Below are 20846 nucleotides of genomic sequence, written 5' to 3'. Positions count from 1 at the left end.
GTTCGTGGTCGCCCCCCGCGCGGGTGGGACGCCGTCGTCGGGGATCTACAGGGGTCTGAGGTCGGCTCCGACGTCGAGCACGGGAGCGGAGTGGGTGAGCGCCCCGACCGCGATGTAGTCGACGCCGGTGGCACCGACCTCGGCGGCGTCGGGGAGGGTGAGGCCGCCGGACGCCTCGAGCAGGGCGCGCTCGTGGCCGTGGGCGAGGGCGTGCTCGCGGGCGATGCCGACCGCGAGCCGCATCTGGTCGGGCTTGAAGTTGTCGAGCAGCACGAGGTCGGCACCGGCGTCGAGCACCTCGGTGAGCTGGCCGAGGGAGTCGACCTCCACCTCGACGGCGAGGCCGGGGAACATCGCGCGCACGGCCTCGAACGCAGCGGCCACACCGCCCGCCGCGACGACGTGGTTGTCCTTGACGAGCGCGGCGTCGGACAGGGACATGCGGTGGTTGACGCCGCCGCCGCAGCGCACGGCGTACTTCTCGAGCACGCGCAGCCCCGGCGTGGTCTTGCGGGTGTCGCGCACCTTCGCGCCGGTGCCCTCGAGCGCGTCGGCCCACAGCGCGGTCGCCGTCGCGACGCCCGACAGGTGGCAGAGCAGGTTGAGCGCGGTGCGCTCCGCGGTGAGCAAGTCGCGGGTGCGGCCCTGTGCCGTCACGAGGACGTCGCCGTGCCCCACGCGCGTGCCGTCGGGCGTCACGACCGACACCGTGGCGTCGCCGTCGGACACCGCGTCGAAGACTGCCGCAGCGACGGGCGCACCCGCCGAGACACCGGTGCCGCGCACGACCAGGTCGAGGGTCGAGCGCTGGTCGGCCGGCACCGTCGCGGCCGACGTGACGTCGACTCCGCCGTCGAGGTCCTCCGCCACCGTGGCGCGCACGAGCGCCTCGACGTAGGCCGGGTCGAGGCCGGCGTCCTCGAGGGCCGCGACCACTCCGCTGCTCAGGCCCATGCCTGCTCCTCCTTCACGCCCTCATCCGGCTGCGGCACGTCCTCGCGCACGGTCACGAGCACGCCGTCGTCGTCGAGCCGCGACACGAGCCGCACGTGCCAGCTGGCGTCGTCAGTGTCGGGGTAGTCCTCGCGCCAGTGCGACCCGCGGGTCTCCTTGCGCATCTTGGCGTTCGCGGCGAGCACGGTGGCCACAGCGTGGAGGTTGGTGGTCTCCCACGCCTTGGTGCGCGGGTCGCCGGTGACGCTGGACGCGAGGGCGTCGAGGACGCCGAGCGTGGTCGACATCGAGTCGCGCGAGCGCAGCACGCCCACGCCCTCGGTCATCGCGACCTGGATCGAGCGGCGGGCGGCCTCGCTCATGAGCACGCCGTCCGCGCTCGGTGCGACCGGGTCGCGGCGCTCGGGCAGACCCTCGGCGAGGACGTCGCCGATCCGCGATGCGAAGACGAGCCCCTCGAGGAGCGAATTGGACGCGAGCCGGTTGGCGCCGTGGACGCCGGTGCAGGCGCACTCGCCCACGGCGTACAGGCCGCGGACCGACGAGCGCCCGTAGGCGTCGGTGCGCACACCGCCCGACGCGTAGTGCTGCGCCGGTGCGACGGGGATGAGCTCCTTGCTCGGGTCGACGCCGATCTCGCGGAGCGAGGCGAGGATCGTGGGGAACCGCCTCTCCCACATCTCGGTGCCGAACTCGCGGGCATCGAGCCACACGTGCTTGGCGCCCGTCTCGCGCATGCGGCGCATGATCGCCTTCGCCACGACGTCGCGCGGGGCGAGGTCGGCGAGCGGGTGCTGCCCCTGCATGAACGCGACCCCGGCGTCGTCGCGCAGCACCGCGCCCTCGCCGCGCACGGCCTCGCTCACGAGTGGCTGCTGCCCCTCGGCACCGGTGCCGGTCCAGAGGACCGTGGGGTGGAACTGCACGAACTCGAGGTCGGCCACCGCGGCACCCGCGCGCAGGGCGACCGCGACGCCGTCGCCGGTCGCGACGGCCGGGTTGGTCGACAGGCTGAAGACCTGGCCGAGCCCGCCGGTCGCGAGGACGACGGCCGGTGCGAGCACGGCGCCGACACCGTCGTGCTGTCCCTCGCCCATCACGTGCAGGGTCAGGCCCTGGGCGGCACCGTGGTCGTCGACGAGCAGGTCGAGCGCGAGCGCGTTCTCGATCACGCGGATGCCGGCCCTGCCCGCCACCGCAGCGACGAGAGCACGCGAGATCTCCGCGCCCGTGGCGTCGCCGCCCGCGTGCGCGATGCGGTCGCGCAGGTGCCCGCCCTCGCGGGTGAGGGCGATGTCGCCGCTCTCGTCGGTGTCGAAGCGCGCGCCGAGCGCGATGAGGCGTCGTACGGCGTCGGGCCCCTCGGTCACGAGCGCGTGCACGGCTCCGGGATCGCAGAGGCCCGCACCGGCGACGAGGGTGTCGACCTCGTGCTCGGCGGGCGAGTCGTCGGGCGAGAGCGCAGCGGCGATACCGCCCTGCGCCCACCGGGTCGAGCCCTCGTCCACCTGGGCCTTGGTCACGATGAGCACGCGGTAGCCCGCGGCACGCGCGTGCAGCGCGGTGGTCAGGCCCGCGACGCCGGACCCGACGACCACGACGTCGACCTCGATCGTCCATCCTGGCGCGGACGCGGCGAGGCGCCGCGGGAGCCGGATCACGCGTGGCCGCCGATCGAGATGCGGATGTTGTCGAGCAACCGTGTGGTGCCGATGCGCACGGCGAGCAGCAGCCGGGCCTCGCCCTGCTCGGGGGGCGCGCCTAGCATCGGGTCGGTGACGACGGCGTAGTCGGTGACGATGCCGTCGTGCTCGTCGAGGAACGACTGCACAGCCGACACGACGTCGCGCGCGGTGCCGCCGGACCGTGCGACGCCGGACCCGACGTCGAGCGCATGCGGCACGGTGAGTGCGAGGTGGCGCTCGTCGGCGCTGAGATAGGCGTTGCGGCTCGACAGCGCGAGCCCGTCGTCGGCCCGCACGGTCGGCACGCCGACGACCTCCACCGGCAGGTCGAGGTCGAAGACCATGCGCTTCACGAGCACGAGCTGCTGGTAGTCCTTCTCGCCGAGCAGCACCACGTCTGCGCTCGTGAGGTGCAGCAGCTTCTGCACCACCGTGAGCACTCCGCGGAAGTGACCGGGACGCACGGCTCCTTCGAGCAGCGTGCCCATCGCGCCCGGGTCGACCGTGACGAGCGGGTCGCCGCCGCGGTAGATGCCCTCGACGTTCGGCGCGAAGACGAGGTCGACGCCCTCGCCCGCGCAGACGTCGACGTCGGCCTCGAGCGATCGCGGGTACCTCGCGAGGTCCTCGTTCGCGCCGAACTGCGTGGGGTTCACGAAGATCGACGCCGTGACGTGGCCACCGGGGCCAGCGAGCACCCGACCCGCGCGCATGAGCGCGGCGTGCCCGTCGTGCAGCGCGCCCATCGTCGGCACGAGCACGCGCTTGGTGCCGGCCGGGAGGCCGGCGTACGCGGCCCGGAGCGAGGTGCGCGACTGCACCACCCGCGTCTCGCCGCTCATCGCTTCTCCTCGTCTGTTCCGACAAGCACGTCGAGCAGGGCCTCTGCGCTCGCGGCCTTCAGGGTGCCAGCAGCGAGCGCGCGGTCGGCCGTGACGCGCGCGAGCGCGACGTACGCCGTCCGCGCCTCCGGCGACACCTCGCCGATCGCACGGACGTGCGCAGCGACCGTACCGGCGTCACCACGCGCGACGGGCCCGGTAAGCGCCGCATCACCCTGCCGCAGCGCGTTGTCGAGCGCCGCAGTCATCAGCGGCGCGACGAGCCGGGCGGGGTGCTCGACACCTGCGGACGACAGCAGGTCGAGGGTCTGCGCGACCAGCGTGACGAGGTGGTTCGCGCCGTGCGCGAGGGCCGCGTGGTAGAGCGCGCGACTCCCCTCCTCGACCCACACCGGGTCGCCGCCCATCTCCACGACGAGCGCCTCAGCGACCGGCCGCAGCTGGTCGGGCGCCGTCACGCCGAACGGGCAGCCCGTGAGCCGCGCGAGATCGAGCGACGTGCCGGTGAGCGTCATCACCGGGTGCAGCGCGAGCGGGAGGGTGCCCTGGCGCGTCGCGGGGTCGAGCACGCCGTAGCCGTGGCGGCCGCTCGCGTGCGCGACGAACTGGCCCGCGTGGAACGACGACGTCTCGGCCAGGCCGGCCACGAGCCCGGGCAGCACGTCGTCCGGAACGGTGAGCAGCACGAGGTCAGCGGCGGCTAGCACATCGACCACGGGCACGAGCGGCACTCCCGGCAGGAGGGCTTCGGCGCGCAGCCTGCTCGTGTCGCTGACGGCGTACGCCGCGACCACGGGATGACCCGCGCGGGCGAGCGCTGCACCGAGCACGGCGCCCGCACGACCGGTGCCGACGACGCCGACCGAGAGTCGCGGCGGTGCGGCGTCGTGCGTGGGGTCTGCGTCGGTCACGAGCGGCCTCTCGTTCCGGTCCCTCTCGGGTACCGGTCGCTGACTGGGTGGGCGTGCTTCTGCCGAACACTGTCAGCCTAACGACGCCGGTAGCGTGCACGTGTGCCGACCGTGCCCGACTCACCCGACACCGCGGCCGCGGTGCCGTGGTCGCTCGCCTGGCGGCGCGCGGCGTCGTCGTTCTACGCCGGGGCCGACGGGCGCGCTCCGCAGCAACCCGCCTCGCACTTCCGCACCTCCGCGCACGTGGGGCCGGCGCTCGGCGCTGCGCTCGCGCGGCTGCTGCTCGCGGTCGACGCCGGGCTCGGCCGCCCGGACCCGCTCGACCTCGTCGACGTCGGCACCGGCCGCGGCGAGCTGCTCGTCTCGGTGCTGGCCGCTCTGCCGCCGTCGGTCGGGTCGCGGCTGCGGATCACCGCGGTCGACGTACGCCGCCGCCCGGTCGGCCTCGACCCGCGCATCCGCTGGATCGAGGGCTGGGCGCCCGATTCCGTGCCCCGTGGGCTGCGCGGCCTCCTCGTGGCGCACGAGCTGCTGGACGACGTGCCGTGCGACATCGTCTCGGTGGACTCCTCCGGCGTCCCGCGACTCGTCCTCGTGGACGCGTCCGGCGCCGAGTCGCTCGGGCCTGCGCTCACCGACGACGACGCGTGGGCGGCCCACGGCCTCGACGCCGCACGCGCCCGCACCTGGCTGTCGGCCTGGTGGCCGCTCGCCTCCCCGGGCGACCGCGCCGAGATCGGCCTTCCGCGCGACGACCTCTGGCAGGAGGTCGTGTCGTGCCTCGACGCCGGCATCGCCCTCGCCGTCGACTACGGCCACACCCGCGAGACGCGACCGTCGGACGGCTCACTCACCGGCTACCGCTCAGGCGACGTCGTGGCGCCGGTGCCCGACGGCACGTGCAACCTCACAGCGCACGTCGCAGTCGACGCGCTCGCGCACAGGGCCGGCGCCTCCGTCGTCCGTCAGCGCGAGGCGCTGCTCTCGCTCGGGGTCGACGCCTCGCTGCCGGACCACGCGCTCTCGGTCAGCGATCCCCCGGCGTACCTCGACGCTCTGGCAGCGTCGTCGGAGACCGCCGAGCTGATCGACCCGAACGGCCTCGGCGCCTTCTGGTGGATCCGCACCGACGTCTGACCGGCTTCTGCCTACCGCGTCCACCCGATCGCAATCGGCACGTCGGAGCGCGATTTGGTAGTGGAAAGTCGGGGCAGAGGGCGAGATTCCACTACCGAATCGTCCATCCGCGGCGACGCCGAGTAGCCGGATATTGGGCGGCTGTGGGGGCGCAGGCTCGGACATGCGTGTGGCCGGGATGACGACGTCGTCGTCCCGGCTGGGTGGTTCGAGTGGAGGGGCAGCGCATCGCGCTGAGGGTCCGCGCCGTGCGCGGCACAGTGCAGGCGCCCTGAGAACGCAGCTCCCCCGCTGGGGTCTCAGGGCTGGGATCGGTCGGGTGGTCGGCCGAAGGCGGTGGTCGCTGCGTACCGGGATCCGCGACCTCGCTCGGGCGGGTCGAATCGGAAGTAGTCGGGGTGCCCGGCGTCGTGCCGGTCGTCGATCACGATCCGCCAGCCGCCCTCGTGGACGAGCATGTGGTGGGCCCGGCAGAGGAGCACCAGGTTCGACAGGCAGGTCGGGCCGCCGAGCTCCCACTCGAGCACGTGGTGGGCCTCGCACCGGCTGGGGTCGACGCGGCATCCGGGGAACCGGCAGTGCCGGTCGCGCGCCTCAAGCGCACGGCGGAGGGTCAGGGGTGCCGTGCGGTAGTCGCGACCGTGGCAGAAGACGTGGTGCTGGCGTGTCAGCAGCGCGAGGGGGCTGGGCAGACCGTCGCCAGCCGGCTCTGCAATGCCCACGAGGTCGACCAGTCCGAGGACCGGCGGCAGTTCGTCGCGGGGATCGATCCAGCAGCCGTCCGGGGTCTCGTCGTCCGCCCGCCGGAAGCGCGAGATCCGCAGTGCCGCACCCGAGAGGTCCGGGCTCGAGCCGGTGGTGACGATCTCGGTGACCCGAGCGTTGCACAGGATCCGCTCGACGGTCTGCGCGGGGACAGGGATCGGGGCGTCGGCGCAAGGAGCGACGATCTCGCCGCCGAGGCCGGAGTCGAGCGCGCCCTGCTCGGCGATGATCGTGACGTGCGGCGATGCGCCGTGCAGGGTGCCGAGGCCCGCGAGCTCGGGGTTGCCGAGCAGCCCACGCACGAGCTCGTCGAACGCCTCCGCCCACAGCCGGTCGCGGGCGTGACGGCGCCGGCGCGTGTCCTCGGCATCGTCACCGGTGGGCTGCTCGTCCTCCCGCAGCGACCCGGACCGGTAGCGCTGGTCGACGAGCCGCTCGAGGATCGTCACGAATGCGACCCCGGTCTCGATGGGGACGGTGCCGTGGATGACGTACTGGTCGCCGACCTGCGCGCACCGCAGCCGCGCCTTCTCGAACGACTCCAAGGCCTTGCGGGCAGCGGACTCGGGGTCGAGCGCGTCGAGCAGCCTCTTCCCCGCCGCGACCACATCCGCGACAGGAAGCGTTCGGGCCAGCGGCAGCATGATCGCCTCGCCCGCCGCCCGAGCATCGGCGCGATCGGCCTTCTCGACGTCGGCGACCGCGCGGTCGACCGCCTCGGTGACGGCCTGGGCGGCGTCGACGCAGATCTCGCCGGCGAGCACGGCCGCTCGCACGTCGGGGTAGCGCTCGAGGGCGCGACCCTGGCCGACCACGGCCGACGCATGACCCTTGGACAGGCCGACGCCGGCCAGGAGGTAGGCATGCAGCGACGCGAAGCCCTGGGCGCGGAGCTCCTTGGAGTCGTCCGCCCGCTTGCCGAGCCCGGCCACAGCGGCCTGCCCCACCGACAGCGCGCCCAGCAGCTCGGCGGTCAGCCCGGCGCACCGAACTGCCGAGACACGGCGATGCTCCCCCGCAGCGACCGCAGCACCGATCCGACCCAGCACCGCACGGACCTCGCGAACGTCACCGACCAGGTCGGCGACGGGAGGGAGGGTGGCGGTGCTCAAGAATCTAATCGTACACATGTTCTACAAACATACAACCCCTGAAGCCCAACAATCCCAACGACTTTCGGCGATTCCCATCCACAGGTCAGCACCTACGGCGTGTCGTCCACAGCACCCGCACCCGGGCGCTCGGGGCAGCCGCCCGGTCACCAGATCCACACCCGTGCGGCGCTCGCCGACCGCACAGCGTCAGTGGTGAACGTTCGGTGAACCGGGACCGCATCCGGTGCCGGCGTGCGATATTCGGCGGCATGGAACGCGTCTCGGGCATCGGGGGCTACTTCTTCCGCGCCGCGGACCCGGAGGCCCTGACTTCCTGGTACGAGGCCAACCTCGGCATCGCCGGGGTGGGCGGCGCACCGTGGGAGCAGGAGGCGGGCATGACCGTCTTCGCACCCTTCCCGGCCGACACCGACTACTTCGGACGGCGCGAGCAGCAGACGATGCTCAACTTCCGCGTCACCGACCTCGACGCGATGCTCGCCCAGCTGCGGGCGGCCGGCGCGACGGTCGAGGACGACGTCATCGACGAGAGCTACGGCCGGTTCGGGTACGCCGTCGATCCCGAGGGCAACCGGTTCGAGCTCTGGCAGCCGCTCGACGGCTGAGCCCGCTCTACGATCGGCCCCCTGCTCCCTGGCCCGTCCGTCGGCGCCGACGTACGGTGGAAGCGACGGCAGGGGCTGACATGGGCGACGACACCGCACGGTGGACCGACGACGGCGGGCAGCCGCCCGAGCACTCGTACGCCTGGTTCCTCACCGAGGTCGCCCGGGCGGACCGTGCCGAGCTCCGCGAGCTGTGGCGGCTCGCCGTCGCCAAGCTCGGTCAGGACGAGGCGTCCCGCGTCTGGCAGGAGGCGCTCTCGGCGTCCGACGCCAGCGAGACCTGATCGCCTCGTCGCGTCCGAGCGGGGCCTCCCTCGAGCCCGTCGGGCGATCCCAGCCCGGGAACACTCGGGAATGCACGGTCCGGCGGGCGGGGACGCTCCAGAGTGTGCCTGTGAGCCGACGTCGCAGCCTGTCGCCCCGCGGCCCTGGGCGTGCGGCGAGCCCGTGGGCGGCTGCGGCCGTGGTCGCGCTCACCGTGGTGTGGACCATCCCGACGTTCGGCCTGCTGGTGACGTCGCTGCGACCGAGCGAGAAGTCCGCCTACAGCGGGTGGTGGGTCGCGTTCCAGGACTGGACCTTCACCACCGAGAACTACCAGGAGGTGCTGTCCGGCGGCGAGACGCTGCCGACCGGGATCACGCCGTACCTGGTCAACTCCGTCGTGATCGCGCTGCCGGTGGTGGTGATCGGCCTGGTGCTCGCGTGCATGGCGGCCTACGCGCTGGTGTGGCTGCCCTTCCGAGGATCGCGCCTCGTCCTGGCGGGCATCGTCGCCCTGCAGGTGGTTCCGGTGCAGATGGCGCTGGTGCCGCTGTCCGCGCTCTTCGGGCAGGGGTGGTCGCTCGGGCCCATCCCGATCCTGCCCCGGATCGTGGACCCCTCCACAGGGACGTCGTACCTCGCCGGCACCTACGTGCCGCTCTGGATCACGCACCTCATGCTCGTGCTGCCGCTCATGGTGTTCCTGCTCTACGGCACCGTCGCGCGGCTGCCGCGCGAGCTGTTCGACGCCGCGAGGGTGGACGGCGCCGCGCACGTGCAGATCTTCCGCCGCCTCGTCCTGCCGCTGGCTACGCCGATGCTCGCCTCGCTGGCGATCTTCGAGTTCCTCTGGATCTGGAACGACCTCATCGTGGCCATCACGTTCTCGACCGGTTCGCCGGACGTCGCTCCGGTCACGGCCTACCTCGCCGTCCTGAAGGGCGGCTACGGCCAGCAGGAGCACCTGCTGACGGCGGGTGCGTTCGTCGCGCTGGTCGTGCCCCTGACCCTGTTCTTCGTGCTGCAGCGCTACTTCGTCAGGGGGCTGCTCGCCGGATCGGTCGAGAACTGATCCTCAGTCGCCGGGGTCGGCAGCGGGCAGGACCGTGGTGCCGCTCGAGACCTCGTCCCGAGCCGGCGGTTCCTCGTCCGACGGCGCGGCGGCATCGGTGGGCGCGGCCCAGCGCAGCGACCGGTCTGCGGCGCGCGCCACGGCAGCGCGATCGGCCTGCTCCTGGGCGATGCGGCGTACCTCTCCCGCATCACGGTGGTGCGCCGTGATCTTCACCGCGCCCGGGGTCGAGTCGATGTGCAGCGAGGCGAGCCCGAGCGAGCGCTGCCAGGGGCCCTGCGTGACACGCACCGACTGCGTGCGCGCGTGCGGCACGACCTCCCAGTGCTGGGTGATGCGGCCGCCGCGGGACACGAAGACCTCGTCGTTCCAGCCCAGGCCGAGCTGGCGCCACTGGATCCAGGCGCGCTTCTGCGAGCGTTCGGGCGCGGGGATCAGCGGGATCGACATGATGTCGACGCCGGGCAGCACGCGCCCGACGATCGCGAGCGCGACCGGCCACGGGGCCACCGGAAGCAGCACGTTCTCGGTGTACGACTGGTCGCCGCTGCCCTGCGAGCCGGACGCCGCCCCCGCGATGTTCAGCCGCACGCGCACCCAGTTGCGCTTGCGCCACAGGATCGGCTGCACGAAGCCCACCGCCTGCACGCGGCCCGGCGGGACGGTCTGCCGCGTGCGCTGCAGCAGCCCGTGCCGCAGCCGCAGGCCGTCCGGGGACTCGGCCACGGTGAAGTCGTAGTAGCGCGAGAACTGCGCGAACACGCTGAAGATCGGCACACCGCCGATGAGCACGAACACCAGGCCGGCAGGGCCCGCCGTGCTCAGCGTGACCGTGACGAGGAGCGCCGTCAGCAGGAGCAGCATCGCCGTCTCGAGGCGCAGCACCAGCGACAGCACGAGGTCGCCCGGAGGCACCTTCGCGAGCAGCGTCTCGGGGGCCTCCTCGGCGTCATGGCGTACGCCGGCCGAGCGCGCGATCACCTCGTTGCGCAGGGCGTTGGCGTCGGCCAGCGTGAGGAACTGCAGGCTCTGCCGCGAGTCGCCGGCTCCTGCCACCTCGATGCGCACCTCGGCGAGACCGGCGAGCCGCGCGAGCAGCGGCTGCAGCACGTCGACCGACTGCAGCCGCGACACCTGCAGCCGCCGCTCCTGCTTGGTGAGCACGCCGCTCTGCACGCGGAGGTCGCCGTCGTCGTCGAACCAGAACGACAGCCGCTGCCATGCGAGGTAGTTCCAGCCGATGGCGAGCGAGGTGATGAGGATCAGCACGCCACCGCCGATCGCCACGGCGCCGCCACCGACGCTCACATCCATCTGCCCCGGCATGGCCACGACGGCGACGAGCACCGCCGGCCACCAGCGCACAGCCTGGATCAAGGGGGTGAGCGGGTGCACCTTGCGGCGCCCCTGCTCGTCGGGGCGACCAGGCTTGAAGACCTCGAACGAGAGCGGGTCCTGCTCGCTCACAGCCCTGCCGACCTCTCCTCGCCGCGACGGGCGAGCCGGTCGCGCAGGTCGGCGGCGATGTCCGGCGTGAGGCCGGGGATCCGCGCGTCGCTCGTGGCAGCCGCGGTGTGCAGCTGCACGGTGGTGATGCCGAGCGCGCGGTGCAGCGGCCCGGCGGTGACATCGACGAGCTGCATGCGGCCGTAGGGCACGATCACCAGGCGGCGGAACAGGATCCCGCTCGTGACGAGCAGGTCGTCCGCGCGCTCGGCGTACCCCCACGACGTGACGCGCCGCCCGATCACGATCCAGATCCACACGAAGGCGACCAGCGCCACGAGCGCGATCACCATCGGGATCACACGCGGGACGTCGGGGATCAGCAGCAGTCCGCCGCACACCAGCAGCACGCCGAGGCCGAGCGAGATCGCGAGCTCGATGCGGTAGGCGCGGGCGAGGACGGGCGACACCCGCACCCACTCGCCGCCGGGCGGACGGAACACCTCCGCGACCGACGTGGTGGTGGCAGGTGCAGCGTTCTCGGCGGCGTCCACGATCCGACCCTAACCCCGCGCCCCGAACGTGTCTGACACGATCGGGCCATGACTGCGGCCCGGCACGAGGTGGTGCTCTCGGTGGGCTCCGGCCTGCCGGTGCCCGCGCGCGACGGGCTGCCCACCCAGGGCCTCGACCTCGGTGCGGCGCACCCGTCGAGCCACGGCGTGATCCAGCTGCGCGTCGTCGTCGAGGGCGACCGGATCGTGGAGGCGGAGCCGCGCATCGGCTTCCTGCACCGGGGCGCGGAGAAGCTGTTCGAGGTGCGCGACTACCGCCAGGCGATGGTGCTCGCGAACCGGCACGACTGGCTGTCGGCGTTCGGCAACGAGCTCGGCATCGCGCTGGCGGTCGAGCGGATGCTCGGCATGGAGGTGCCCGAGCGGGCTGTGTGGCTGCGCACCCTGCTCGCCGAGCTGAACCGCGTGCTCGTGCACCTCGCGTTCCTCGGCTCGTTCCCCGCGGCGTCCGGTGTCGCGCGTCCGGCGTACCCGCTCGCCGTCGAGCGCGAGGCCGTGCAGCGGGTGCTCGAGGAGGCCACCGGCGGCCGGATGCACCTGATGTTCAACCGCGTGGGCGGCCTGCGCGAGGACGTGCCCGCGTCGTGGACCACGCATCTGCGTGAGCACCTCCCGGTCGTGCGCGCCGGTCTCGAGCACACCGCGGCGTTCCTCGCGTCGGACGAGCTGCGGGCCGCGACCCGCGGCGTCGGGGTGCTCACGGCCGAGCAGGTGCAGGCGTACGGAGTGTCCGGCCCGATGGCCCGCGCCGCCGGCGTCGATCTCGACCTGCGCCGCGACGACCCCTACCTCGCGTACGCCTCGCTGGCCGACGCGGGCGTGTTCCGCGTCGTGACCCGGTCCGAGGGCGACGCGCTCGCACGGCTCGAGGTGCTGCTCGAGCAGACGTACGTCTCGCTGGACGTCGTCGCCGCGTGCGCCGACCGGCTCGACGCGATCGGCCCGGCACCGGTGAACCTCAAGCTGCCCAAGGTGCTGCGGGCGCCGGAGGGCATGACCTACGTGTGGACCGAGAACCCGCTCGGCACGAGCGGCTGGCTGCTGGTGTCGCGCGCGGAGAAGACGCCGTGGCGGCTCGCGCTGCGCAGCGCGTCGTTCAGCAACGTCGCGGTGCTCGGCGAGCTGCTCGTCGGCGCCCGCGTGGCAGACCTCGTGACGATCCTCGCGACCTGCCCGTACGTCGTCGGCGACGTCGACGCCTGATCGCCGTACCCCCGCCGCCCCCACTGCACCCGGTGACCCGGTGCACCCGGTGACCCTTGGGGGTGGATCAACGCAGTTCGAGTCCACGTTCTGACCCCGAGGGCCGGCACGTGCAGTCGGCGTGCGACAGCCGCGCGCAGCGAGGCGGCGTCCAAGATCACGAGTACGGGTCTACGAGCGCAGTTCAACTGCCGTGATCGACCCCAGGGGTCCGGAAGCGAGGTTCGGGTGATGGCGGGGGCGTGGTCACTGATCGTCAGCGTGGCCGGGGTTGTGATCGACGCTGCGTGATGGAGGGCCATGTCGAGGCGCGGATTCCATGGGCAACCCGTGCGTTTCGGGGCCGCGCGGAGCATCATCGGCCTGTGAGCGCGGACCCCTTCGGCGCCGGCAGGGACGTCGCGATGGTCGCAGACCTCGCACGTCAGTTCGGCCATCACGCAGGGCGGGCCTGGTTCTCCGGCGCACGCGCCGACGAGGAGCAGGGCACCGTCACCGTCTTCCGCGTGCCCAACCATGGGTTCGACTCCGAGCTCCGGCTGCTGATCGGCGACGCCGTCCCGCTCGTGCTCGAGGACGCGACGCACACCCGTGAGGAGCTCATCGTCGCGCGCGAGACGGCCTGGACCTTGGCCGACTCGCTGCAGATCGAGGCCATCACGATCCCCGACGACGGGCGCGGTATCAACGTCTACGTCAACGCGCCCGTGTCCGAGGCACAGGCGGCACTGGACCGCTACCTGCCCGGCATCGCCCGGGCGCACGACGCCTCGCTCGGCGTCCGCGCCTGACCCTGCACGAGATCGGGAATCCCCGCGCACGGGTCCGGCGCTCTCGCTAACGTCGCTGCGTCTCATTGGGCGCGCGGCCATACGGAGCACACCATGACCCAGCTCGACAAGGCACGACCCGACACCCGCGACATGCTCGTCGTGCACACCGCGCTGCGGCGCGAGATCGGGGCGCTGCCGGCGCTCGTGCGCGGCGTCGCGGACGACGACACGGACCGCTCAGCGGTGGTCGGCGGCCACTACGCACTGATGGCTCGACTGCTGCACATCCACCACGAGGGCGAGGACGTCGCGCTCTGGCCCGTGCTGCACCAGCGCGCACCCGAGGCCGCCGAGCTCGTGGCCCGGATGCAGCGCGAGCACGCCGACCTCGGCACCGCGCTCGAGACCGCCGACTCCGCCGTGCCGCGCTGGCAGGCCGACCCGACCGCGGCGGCCCGGGAGGAGGCGGCAGCGGCTATCGCGGCGGTCGACCGCGTGCTCATCGCCCACCTCGCCGAGGAGGAGTCCGAGGTGCTCCCGCTCGCGGAGCGCGTGCTCACGGTGGACGAGTGGGACGCGATCGGCGCGCACGCGCGTTCGCACCTCACGCCCGACACCGCGTTCGTGATCTTCGGGATGCTCCTGGAGGAGGCCCCGGCACCCGTGGCCGAGGCGATGCTCGGCACGATGCCACCGCCTGCGCGCGAGGCGTTCCACGCCGTCGGCCAGAAGCAGTACGACGACTACATCGCTGGAGTACGCGCCTGACCCGTCAGGCCAGCACCGAGGCCGGCCGGCCGGTCAGCTCAGCCGGATCTCGTCGAGGGAGCGGATGCGCGCCGCGAGCGAGCGCATGACCTGCAGCGCGAACGTCGGCGTCTCGTGCACCAGGAAGATGAACGTGCGCTCGTCGATCACCGCGATCGTCGTCGGCTCGGCGGCGACCGCGGTCAGGCTGCGCGGTGCCTTGGAGATGATCGCGAGCTCGCCGAAGGTGTCGCCCGCGCCGAGCGTGGTGACGACGTCGTCGCCGTCGCGCAGCTGCACCGAGCCGCTCACCACACCGAACATCGCCGCACCGGTGTCACCGGCGGCGAACACGATGTCGCCGCTCTCGAGCGAGCGGTGCTCCTTGGCGCTCGCGAACACGCCGTGGACGGTCGTCATGTCGTGCCTCCCTCAGGTCGAGGGCCACGCTAGGCGCTCGCACGGCGTCGCGGGGGGCACACCGGCACAGCCGTCGGTGAACGATCGGTGAACTCGGGCGTAGATCAGCGGCCGAAGGCTTCGCGGATCACGCGCAGCCGGGAGGCGGTCTCGTCGTCCATGACGAGGTCCTCCGGCGCCTGGTAGAGGGTGGCCGGCGGTGCGTACGCCGCGGCAGGCGCCGCCTGCGGTGCCGCGGCCTGCGGGGCGGGGTACGGCTGCGGCTGCGGCTGCGCGGGGGCGGCGTGCGCCTGCTGCGGCGGGGCGACCGGGATGAACCGGGCGAGCAGGTCGAGCAGGCGCACGGTCAGGTCGGCGAGCAGCGTCTGCTGGTGCGTGACGAGCCGGCGCAGCTCGGCCATCTCCTGCAGCAGGAGGTCCTCGCGCAGGGACGGCTGGGGTGCGGGGGCCGGCGCCTGCTGGACCCAGGCTTCGGGCGGGGCGGCGTACGGCTGCGGCGCCCACGCGGGCTGCCGCGCGGGTGCCCATCCGGGCGGGGCGGAGACGGCCCAGGCCTCGGGCGGGGCCACGCTCGACCATCCGCCGGCGGGCACCTCGACGACCACGGGCGGCGTCGAGCGGGCGGTGTTCAGCTCCTCGCGCACCGTCCCGAGCTCCTGCTGGAGCGCCGCGACCTGGGTGGTGAGCTCACGGGTGAGGCTGGTGAGCCGGATCATCTCGAGCTGGTCGGTCCAGTGCTGGGACCGGACGGCGGTGAGCTCGCCCTGGACGCGGTCGTAGGCCGCCGCCACCGCCGCTCGTCCGGAGGGGCGGGCGTGCCTCGACTCGGGGCGCCTCACCATGGGGGCCAGAGTACGGCGACCGGTCACCCGTTCGCAGCAACGTGCGTCGGTCCGCCGGTCTCGGTCCGGGCTCGATCGGGCGGCAGCCGTGCCGCGAAGAGGCGCGAGTTACTGCCCATAGTGGGGTGTTGGGCCTGCCCGAAGCCCCACCTTGGGCAGTAACTCGAGTCAGTGCAGGGTGCGGTACGGCGGGAGCCGGACGATCAGTCGTCGTCGACCGTGCTGTCGTCGTCCGAGCCGCCCTTGCCGCTGCTGTCGTCGTCCGAGCCGCCCGAGCTGCCCGAGCCGCTGTTGTCGCCGCCCTTGTCGTCGCCGGGCTCAGTGGTGGAGCCGGCGCCGGTGCTGGGCACGGTCGAGGGGGAGGCCGGCCGGGAGGCCTTGGTGGCCGACGGCGACGGCTTCTTCGTGGGCTCGGCGCTCTCGCTCGGCTCGTCCGACGGGCTCGGCGAGCCCGCCTCGCCGAGGGTGGGCGAGGAGAAGGGGTCATCCGGCAGCAGGCTGTCCGCAGTGCCGACCGAGGTGCGGCTCGGGCCGCCGAGCACCTGGGCGTTGAGGGCTGCGGCAGTGCCCGCGGCGAGGAGCACTCCGGCGACGGACAGTGCCGTCACGGTCGTGATGCGTCGCACGGGAGCCTCCTTCGATCGTCTCACCTCTCCACGGTAGGCGACGTGCGTCCCACGGGGCTCCCCCGCTCGTCCAAGGGACGTCCAAGATCCGGGTCGACTTCGTCGCGCACCGTGTCCGGAGGCACGTGGCGGCGTCGTGACCTGCGACGATGTGCCCGTGCGCATTCTGCTTGTGGAGGACGACCCCGGCCTCGCGGCCTCCGCCGTCGACGGGCTCGCCGCCCAGGGGTTCACGGTCGACCACGTGGCGACCGGCCAGGCCGCGCTCGACTCCGTGGCCTCCTCCGACCCCTCGCCGGACGTGATCCTGCTCGACCTCGGGCTGCCCGACATCGACGGCCAGGAGGTGTGCCGCCGCATCCGGGCGGCCTCCGAGGTGCCGGTCATCGTCGTCTCCGCGCGCGGAGACGAGGCCGACCGTGTGATCGCGCTCGAGCTCGGCGCCGACGACTACCTCACCAAGCCCTACGGCATGCGCGAGCTCGCCGCCCGGATCCGCGCCGTGATGCGACGCTCGACCTCGACGGCCACGACGGCCGCACCCGCCTCCCCGACGGCGACGGCAGGGGGCGGCGCGCAGGAGCTCGGTCGGCTGAGCATCGACCGCCGCGCGCAGCGGGTGCACATCGACGGCGAGGAGGTGCAGCTGACCGCCAAGGAGTTCGACGTCCTCGCCTACCTCGCCGAGGACCCGGGCGCCGTGCGCCGGCGCACCGAGATCCTCGAGCACGTGTGGGACGGCCACTGGTACGGCGCGACCAAGACGGTCGATGCGCACGTGGCCGCGATCCGCAAGAAGCTGGGAGACCCCGCGTGGGTCGAGGCCGTCCGCGGCGTCGGGTTCCGGCTCGGCTCCCCGTGACCGTCAGGGCAGCCGCATGAGGTGGCGCCTCATCGCCGTGCTGGTGGGATTCACGGCGATCGTCCTGCTGGTGCAGAACATCCCGCTCGCGCAGTACCTGCGCACGGTGGAGTACGACCGCATCGTCACCGGGCTGCAGCGCGACGCCTTCGCGATCGCCGGGCTCGCCGTCGAGTCGCTCGAGGCCGAGGCCGGAGCCCTCACCCAGGCCCAGCTCGATGCCGTGGTGAACGAGTACGCCACGAAGACCGGGGCCGTCGTCGTGATCGTCGACCAGAAGGGCGTCGTCATCGCGGCGTCCGACGACAGCGTGGGCGAGTCGTACGCCAACCGGCCCGAGATCAAGGCCGCGATAGACGACGGCCGCGCGGTGTCCGGCCAGCGCGACTCGCAGACCCTCGGCGAACCCCTGCTGTTCGTGGCGGTGCCGGTCCGCACCAGCACCCAGACCAACCTCGGCGCGGTGCGCCTCAGCTATCCCGTCAGCGCGATCGACGAGGTGGTCAACGGCCGCGTGCGCGGGCTCTTCATCGCGGCGGCCATCACGCTGCTCGCAGCCGCGATCATCGCGGCGCTCGTGGCCTCGGCCGTCACCCGCCGCATCCGCCGCCTGCGCGACGCCGCCGAGGACATCGCCGAGGGCGACCTGGCCGCGCGCGCAGACGTGTCGGGCGGCGACGAGATCGCCGAGCTCGCCGACTCCTTCAACACCATGGCCGATCGCGTGCAGCACGTCGTGGAGTCGCAGAAGGGCTTCGCCGGCGACGCGTCGCACCAGCTGCGCACACCGCTCGCGACCCTGCGCCTGCGCCTCGACCGCGCGGCCGAGGTGATGGACGAGGACGACCCCGCCGTCGACCAGGTGGACGCCGCACGCGACGAGATCGACCGCCTCGGCCGCCTCGTCGACGGCCTGCTCATGCTCGCTCGCGCCGACGGCCGCGAGCAGGACACCGTGCCGATCGACGTCTCCGCCGTCGCCCGCGACCGCGTCGAGTCCTGGATGCCGCTCGCCGCCGAGCGCGACGTGACGATCGTGCTCGACTCCCCCGGCATGGCGGTGGCCCAGGCGGTGCCGAGCGCCGTGGAGCAGATCGTCGACAACTACCTCGACAACGCGCTCGACGTCGTCCCCGACGGCAGCCGCATCGTCGTGACGGTCCGCAGCAGCCCCGACGGCGTCACGCTCACGGTGGACGACGAGGGCCCGGGCCTCTCGCGCGAGGACCGCGAGCGCGCGTTCGACCGCTTCTGGCGCGGACGTCAGGACGGCGGCGGCAGCGGCCTCGGCCTCGCGGTGGTCGCATCGCTCGCCCAGGCGGGCGGCGGCAGCGTCTGGCTCGACGAGTCCCCGGCAGGCGGCCTGCGCGCCTGCGCGAGGTTCGCGGTCTGACACAGCGATTCGGTAGTGGGATCTCGCAGCAGAGTGCGAGATCCCACTACCGAGTCGGGGCTAGCTGTTCTCGCGGATGTAGGTCGCGAAGCGGGCGCGGAAGAGCGGCTCGAGGTCGCCGACGGACTCGCCGCCGAAGACCTGCTTGGCCGCACGGATCGTCTCGACGAACGAGCCGCCGATGTCGCCGGCCGAGCCGCCCTCGTCCTGCACGTCGTGCATCGCGGGCGCGTGGTTGAACAGGTCGACGAAGAAGCCCAGGTCGAGCTTGTGCTCGGCGATCTCGAACGCACGGTCGCGCAGCTCGTCGTAGGGCAGGTCCTCGAGCACGATGTCCTCGCTCATGGCCCTGACCCTAGGCGATGGGCGCCGGGCTACGCCGCCCGGTCCGCCGCGTCGTCGTCCGAGGGAGGGATCCGGCAGATCTTCTCGAGCCACAGGCCCGCCGCGACCAGCAGCGCCGAGCCGACCACCGTGACGATCGCCGCGAGGACGAGCCCGCGCACGTAGGCGATGTCCCACGACGGCGACAGCGCCACGGCCACACCGAGGTAGAAGCCGCCGACGACGGCGCCAGCACGGGAGACGGCGAGGGCGAGGGCAGAGGTGCGCAGCGCGAGCATCGGCGGCAGCGGCTTGGTGCCGGGCCTCTTCTCCAGGCGGGCCCGCGTGCCCCGGGCCCACAGGAACACCGAGAGCGCGAGCACCAGCATGAGCGCCGGCACGGTGAGCGGCACCGGGAACGAGCGACCCGCGACGGCGTCGACGAGGGCGGTGGCGACCCATCCGCCCAGCGCGCCCAGCGCCGCGAGCACCACCAGGGTGCGGGGGCGGGTGGCGCTCATGCGGGCAGCTCCAGACGTACGTCGGTGCGCCGGCGCACGGCGTCGACGCCGTCGCGCTCGGTCGCACGCGCGGCGAGGTCGGACACGAGGCCGTGGCCGGCGATCACGAAGCCGGGGTCGATCTCGGCCCACGGCACGAGGACGAAGCCGCGCTCGTGCGCCCGCGGGTGCGGGAGCACGAGGTCGGGGTCGTGCAGCTCGAGGTCGCCGACGGCGAGGACGTCGACGTCGAGGGTGCGTGGCCCCCAGCGCACCTCGCGGGTGCGGCGCCAGGCCTCCTCGGCGTCGTGGGCGGCGAGGAGGAGCCGGTGCGGGTCGAGGTCGGTGTCGCCGGCGAGGACGGCGTTGGCGTAGTCGGGCTGGTCGGCAGGACCGCCGACGGGCGCGGTCTCGTAGACGGCCGACACCACGGCGTCGGCCAGCAACGGGGCGATGAGGTCGACGGCGCCCTGAAGGGCAGCCAGCCGGTCTCCGAGGTTGGCGCCGAGCCCGAGGGCCACGCGGGTCACGGGTGCCCCGCGAGCCGCGTGATCGTCACCGCGACGTCGCCGAAGGCCACGCCGACGGGCGCCTCGGGCTTGTGCACGGTCACCTCGACCGCCTCGACGCCGTCGCGGGCGAGGCACGCGTCGGCGACCTGCTGGGCCAGGGTCTCGATGAGGTCGACGGGCTCGCCCTCGATGAGCGCGATCACGTCGGCGGCGACCTCGGCGTAGTGGACGGTGCGCGCGAGGTCGTCGGTGGCGGCGGCCTCGCGGGTGTCGACGCCGAGCACGACGTCGACGACGAAGGTCTGGCCCTCGCGCTTCTCGAAGTCGAAGACGCCGTGGTGGCCGGTGGCTGACAAGCCGCGGACGGCGATGCGGTCGAGGTGCTCGGGGATCACGTGCTCACCCTCGCCCACGCAGCCAGGCGGCCGCCACCTCGACGGCGTCGCGGCTCCCGCGTACGTCGTGCACCCGCACGCACCACGCACCGGCGGCCGCGGCCAGCGCGGTGATCGCGTCGGTGGCGCCGTCCCGGCCGGCGAGCGGTCGCGGCTCGCCGTCGGCCGCGAGGAGCGAGCCGAGGAACCGCTTGCGCGAGGCGCCGACGAGCACGGGGTGTCCGACCGCGAGCAGGTGGTCGAGCCCGCGCAGCAGCGCCCAGTTGTGGTCGGCCTCCTTGGCGAACCCGAGGCCCGGGTCGAGCACGACCCGCTCGGGCGCGATCCCGGCGGCGACGGCGTCGGCGGCGCGCGCCGAGAGCTCGGCGACCACGTCGCTCACGACGTCGCCGTACACCGCGAGGTCGTCCATGTGCGTGCTGTGGCCGCGCCAGTGCATCGCGACGTACGGCACGTCGAGCGAGGCGACGGCGATGAGCATGCCGGGGTCGGCGAGGCCGCCGCTCACGTCGTTGACCACGCACGCCCCGGCCTCGACCGCGGCGCGCGCGGTGGTCGCGCGCATCGTGTCGATGCTGACGGCGACACCGGCCTCGGCCAGGGCCGAGACCACGGGGATGACCCGCGCGATCTCCTCCTCGGGTGCCACGCGCTCGGCACCCGGGCGCGTCGACTCGCCGCCGACGTCGACGAGATCGGCTCCGGCGGCAGCCATCGCGAGGCCGTGGTCGATCGCTCGCGCGGCGTCGAGGAAGAGCCCGCCGTCGGAGAAGGAGTCGGGGGTGACGTTGAGGACGCCCATCACGAGGCAGCGCTCGAGCGAGGCGAGCCGCGGGGGCAGGCCCGCCGGATGCCGGGGCCGGTGCGTCATCGCC

General features: G+C 73.3%; 24 protein-coding genes. 9 read left to right on the top strand and 15 right to left on the bottom strand.

What is annotated here, in order from left to right; genetic code table 11:
* Window positions 1-45 precede the first annotated feature (45 nt).
* The 4 genes from nadC to ACFQGU_RS04190 are packed head-to-tail and all read right to left on the bottom strand — an operon-like array spanning window position 46 to window position 4392.
* Window positions 46-954: a carboxylating nicotinate-nucleotide diphosphorylase gene (nadC, locus tag ACFQGU_RS04205; RefSeq protein ID WP_386764111.1), complete on the bottom strand. Its 909-nt coding sequence runs from the start codon at window positions 952-954 to the stop codon at window positions 46-48.
* Complete coding sequence (locus ACFQGU_RS04200) at window positions 945-2615, bottom strand: L-aspartate oxidase (RefSeq protein WP_386764110.1); 1671 nt, start codon at window positions 2613-2615, stop codon at window positions 945-947. The genes nadC and ACFQGU_RS04200 overlap by 10 nt, the downstream gene beginning before the upstream one ends.
* Entirely contained in the window at window positions 2612-3481 is an 870-nt protein-coding gene (panC, locus tag ACFQGU_RS04195) for a pantoate--beta-alanine ligase (protein WP_386764109.1), read from the bottom strand. Before panC ends, ACFQGU_RS04200 begins: the two co-directional genes overlap by 4 nt.
* The gene (locus ACFQGU_RS04190) at window positions 3478-4392 is read right to left on the bottom strand and encodes a Rossmann-like and DUF2520 domain-containing protein (protein ID WP_386764108.1); all 915 of its coding nucleotides are present in this window, start codon (window positions 4390-4392) and stop codon (window positions 3478-3480) included. Before ACFQGU_RS04190 ends, panC begins: the two co-directional genes overlap by 4 nt.
* 102 nt (window positions 4393-4494) lie before the next feature.
* Here ACFQGU_RS04190 and ACFQGU_RS04185 point away from each other — a divergent pair, with 102 nt between their 5' ends.
* The gene (locus ACFQGU_RS04185) at window positions 4495-5532 is read left to right on the top strand and encodes an SAM-dependent methyltransferase (RefSeq protein WP_386764107.1); all 1038 of its coding nucleotides are present in this window, start codon (window positions 4495-4497) and stop codon (window positions 5530-5532) included.
* Window positions 5533-5831: 299 nt separating this feature from the next.
* Here the strand turns inward: ACFQGU_RS04185 and ACFQGU_RS04180 are convergent, their stop codons facing one another.
* Window positions 5832-7409 carry an HNH endonuclease signature motif containing protein gene (locus tag ACFQGU_RS04180; protein ID WP_386764106.1) on the bottom strand — a complete coding sequence of 526 codons (1578 nt, stop codon included), beginning with the start codon at window positions 7407-7409 and terminating at the stop codon, window positions 5832-5834.
* A 251-nt stretch (window positions 7410-7660) separates the two neighbouring features.
* On the opposite strand from ACFQGU_RS04180, the gene ACFQGU_RS04175 reads away from it, so the two are divergent.
* The 3 genes from ACFQGU_RS04175 (at window position 7661) to ACFQGU_RS04165 (ending at window position 9353) form a co-directional block, all read left to right on the top strand.
* Entirely contained in the window at window positions 7661-8017 is a 357-nt protein-coding gene (locus tag ACFQGU_RS04175) for a VOC family protein (protein ID WP_386764105.1), read from the top strand.
* 80 nt (window positions 8018-8097) lie between these two features.
* Window positions 8098-8301 (top strand): hypothetical protein, encoded by a 204-nt coding sequence (locus tag ACFQGU_RS04170; protein WP_386764104.1) that lies wholly within the window; start codon window positions 8098-8100, stop codon window positions 8299-8301.
* Window positions 8302-8411: 110 nt separating this feature from the next.
* The gene (locus ACFQGU_RS04165; protein ID WP_386764103.1) at window positions 8412-9353 is read left to right on the top strand and encodes a carbohydrate ABC transporter permease; all 942 of its coding nucleotides are present in this window, start codon (window positions 8412-8414) and stop codon (window positions 9351-9353) included.
* Between the two features lie 3 nt (window positions 9354-9356).
* Here ACFQGU_RS04165 and ACFQGU_RS04160 read toward each other — a convergent pair whose 3' ends face one another.
* Together ACFQGU_RS04160 and ACFQGU_RS04155 are read right to left on the bottom strand one after the other, a co-directional pair.
* Complete coding sequence (locus ACFQGU_RS04160; protein WP_386764102.1) at window positions 9357-10820, bottom strand: PH domain-containing protein; 1464 nt, start codon at window positions 10818-10820, stop codon at window positions 9357-9359.
* Window positions 10817-11353 carry a PH domain-containing protein gene (locus ACFQGU_RS04155; RefSeq protein WP_386764101.1) on the bottom strand — a complete coding sequence of 179 codons (537 nt, stop codon included), beginning with the start codon at window positions 11351-11353 and terminating at the stop codon, window positions 10817-10819. Before ACFQGU_RS04155 ends, ACFQGU_RS04160 begins: the two co-directional genes overlap by 4 nt.
* A gap of 48 nt (window positions 11354-11401) precedes the next feature.
* On the opposite strand from ACFQGU_RS04155, the gene ACFQGU_RS04150 reads away from it, so the two are divergent.
* The 3 genes from ACFQGU_RS04150 to ACFQGU_RS04140 all read left to right on the top strand — a co-directional run bounded on the left by ACFQGU_RS04150 (window position 11402) and on the right by ACFQGU_RS04140 (window position 14118).
* Window positions 11402-12577 carry an NADH-quinone oxidoreductase subunit D gene (locus ACFQGU_RS04150; protein WP_386764100.1) on the top strand — a complete coding sequence of 392 codons (1176 nt, stop codon included), beginning with the start codon at window positions 11402-11404 and terminating at the stop codon, window positions 12575-12577.
* Between the two features lie 365 nt (window positions 12578-12942).
* Window positions 12943-13368, top strand: coding sequence for a hypothetical protein (locus tag ACFQGU_RS04145; protein WP_386764099.1), 426 nt, complete (start codon window positions 12943-12945; stop codon window positions 13366-13368).
* 93 nt (window positions 13369-13461) lie between these two features.
* Window positions 13462-14118: a hemerythrin domain-containing protein gene (locus tag ACFQGU_RS04140; protein ID WP_386764098.1), complete on the top strand. Its 657-nt coding sequence runs from the start codon at window positions 13462-13464 to the stop codon at window positions 14116-14118.
* 33 nt (window positions 14119-14151) lie between these two features.
* On the opposite strand, the gene ACFQGU_RS04135 is transcribed toward ACFQGU_RS04140, so the two are convergent.
* From ACFQGU_RS04135 to ACFQGU_RS04125, 3 genes are all read right to left on the bottom strand, one after another.
* Window positions 14152-14517, bottom strand: a complete 366-nt coding sequence (locus ACFQGU_RS04135; protein WP_386764097.1) for a Crp/Fnr family transcriptional regulator — start codon at window positions 14515-14517, stop codon at window positions 14152-14154.
* Window positions 14518-14621: 104 nt separating this feature from the next.
* Window positions 14622-15359, bottom strand: coding sequence for a hypothetical protein (locus ACFQGU_RS04130; protein ID WP_386764096.1), 738 nt, complete (start codon window positions 15357-15359; stop codon window positions 14622-14624).
* Window positions 15360-15562: 203 nt separating this feature from the next.
* Window positions 15563-15985: a hypothetical protein gene (locus ACFQGU_RS04125; protein ID WP_386764095.1), complete on the bottom strand. Its 423-nt coding sequence runs from the start codon at window positions 15983-15985 to the stop codon at window positions 15563-15565.
* Window positions 15986-16142: 157 nt separating this feature from the next.
* On the opposite strand from ACFQGU_RS04125, the gene ACFQGU_RS04120 reads away from it, so the two are divergent.
* Entirely contained in the window at window positions 16143-16847 is a 705-nt protein-coding gene (locus ACFQGU_RS04120; protein WP_386764094.1) for a response regulator transcription factor, read from the top strand.
* Between the two features lie 16 nt (window positions 16848-16863).
* The gene (locus ACFQGU_RS04115; RefSeq protein ID WP_386764093.1) at window positions 16864-18240 is read left to right on the top strand and encodes a sensor histidine kinase; all 1377 of its coding nucleotides are present in this window, start codon (window positions 16864-16866) and stop codon (window positions 18238-18240) included.
* A gap of 60 nt (window positions 18241-18300) precedes the next feature.
* Here the strand turns inward: ACFQGU_RS04115 and ACFQGU_RS04110 are convergent, their stop codons facing one another.
* From ACFQGU_RS04110 to folP, 5 genes are read right to left on the bottom strand one after another with little or no spacing between them, the layout of a single operon-like run.
* A complete protein-coding gene (locus tag ACFQGU_RS04110) occupies window positions 18301-18585 on the bottom strand; it encodes a hypothetical protein (protein ID WP_386764092.1) in 285 nt (94 codons plus the stop codon).
* A gap of 29 nt (window positions 18586-18614) precedes the next feature.
* Window positions 18615-19085, bottom strand: coding sequence for a DUF3180 domain-containing protein (locus ACFQGU_RS04105; protein ID WP_386764091.1), 471 nt, complete (start codon window positions 19083-19085; stop codon window positions 18615-18617).
* Window positions 19082-19594: a 2-amino-4-hydroxy-6-hydroxymethyldihydropteridine diphosphokinase gene (gene folK, locus ACFQGU_RS04100; protein ID WP_386764090.1), complete on the bottom strand. Its 513-nt coding sequence runs from the start codon at window positions 19592-19594 to the stop codon at window positions 19082-19084. Before folK ends, ACFQGU_RS04105 begins: the two co-directional genes overlap by 4 nt.
* Window positions 19591-19968 (bottom strand): dihydroneopterin aldolase, encoded by a 378-nt coding sequence (folB, locus tag ACFQGU_RS04095; RefSeq protein WP_386768142.1) that lies wholly within the window; start codon window positions 19966-19968, stop codon window positions 19591-19593. Before folB ends, folK begins: the two co-directional genes overlap by 4 nt.
* 7 nt (window positions 19969-19975) lie before the next feature.
* Complete coding sequence (gene folP, locus ACFQGU_RS04090) at window positions 19976-20842, bottom strand: dihydropteroate synthase (RefSeq protein WP_386764089.1); 867 nt, start codon at window positions 20840-20842, stop codon at window positions 19976-19978.
* Window positions 20843-20846 lie beyond the last annotated feature (4 nt).

It is taken from the genome of Longivirga aurantiaca (genome assembly GCF_042660085.1).
Taxonomy (GTDB): Bacteria; Actinomycetota; Actinomycetes; order S36-B12; family CAIYMF01; genus Longivirga; species Longivirga aurantiaca.
This window is presented reverse-complemented; position numbering and strand designations above follow the sequence as displayed.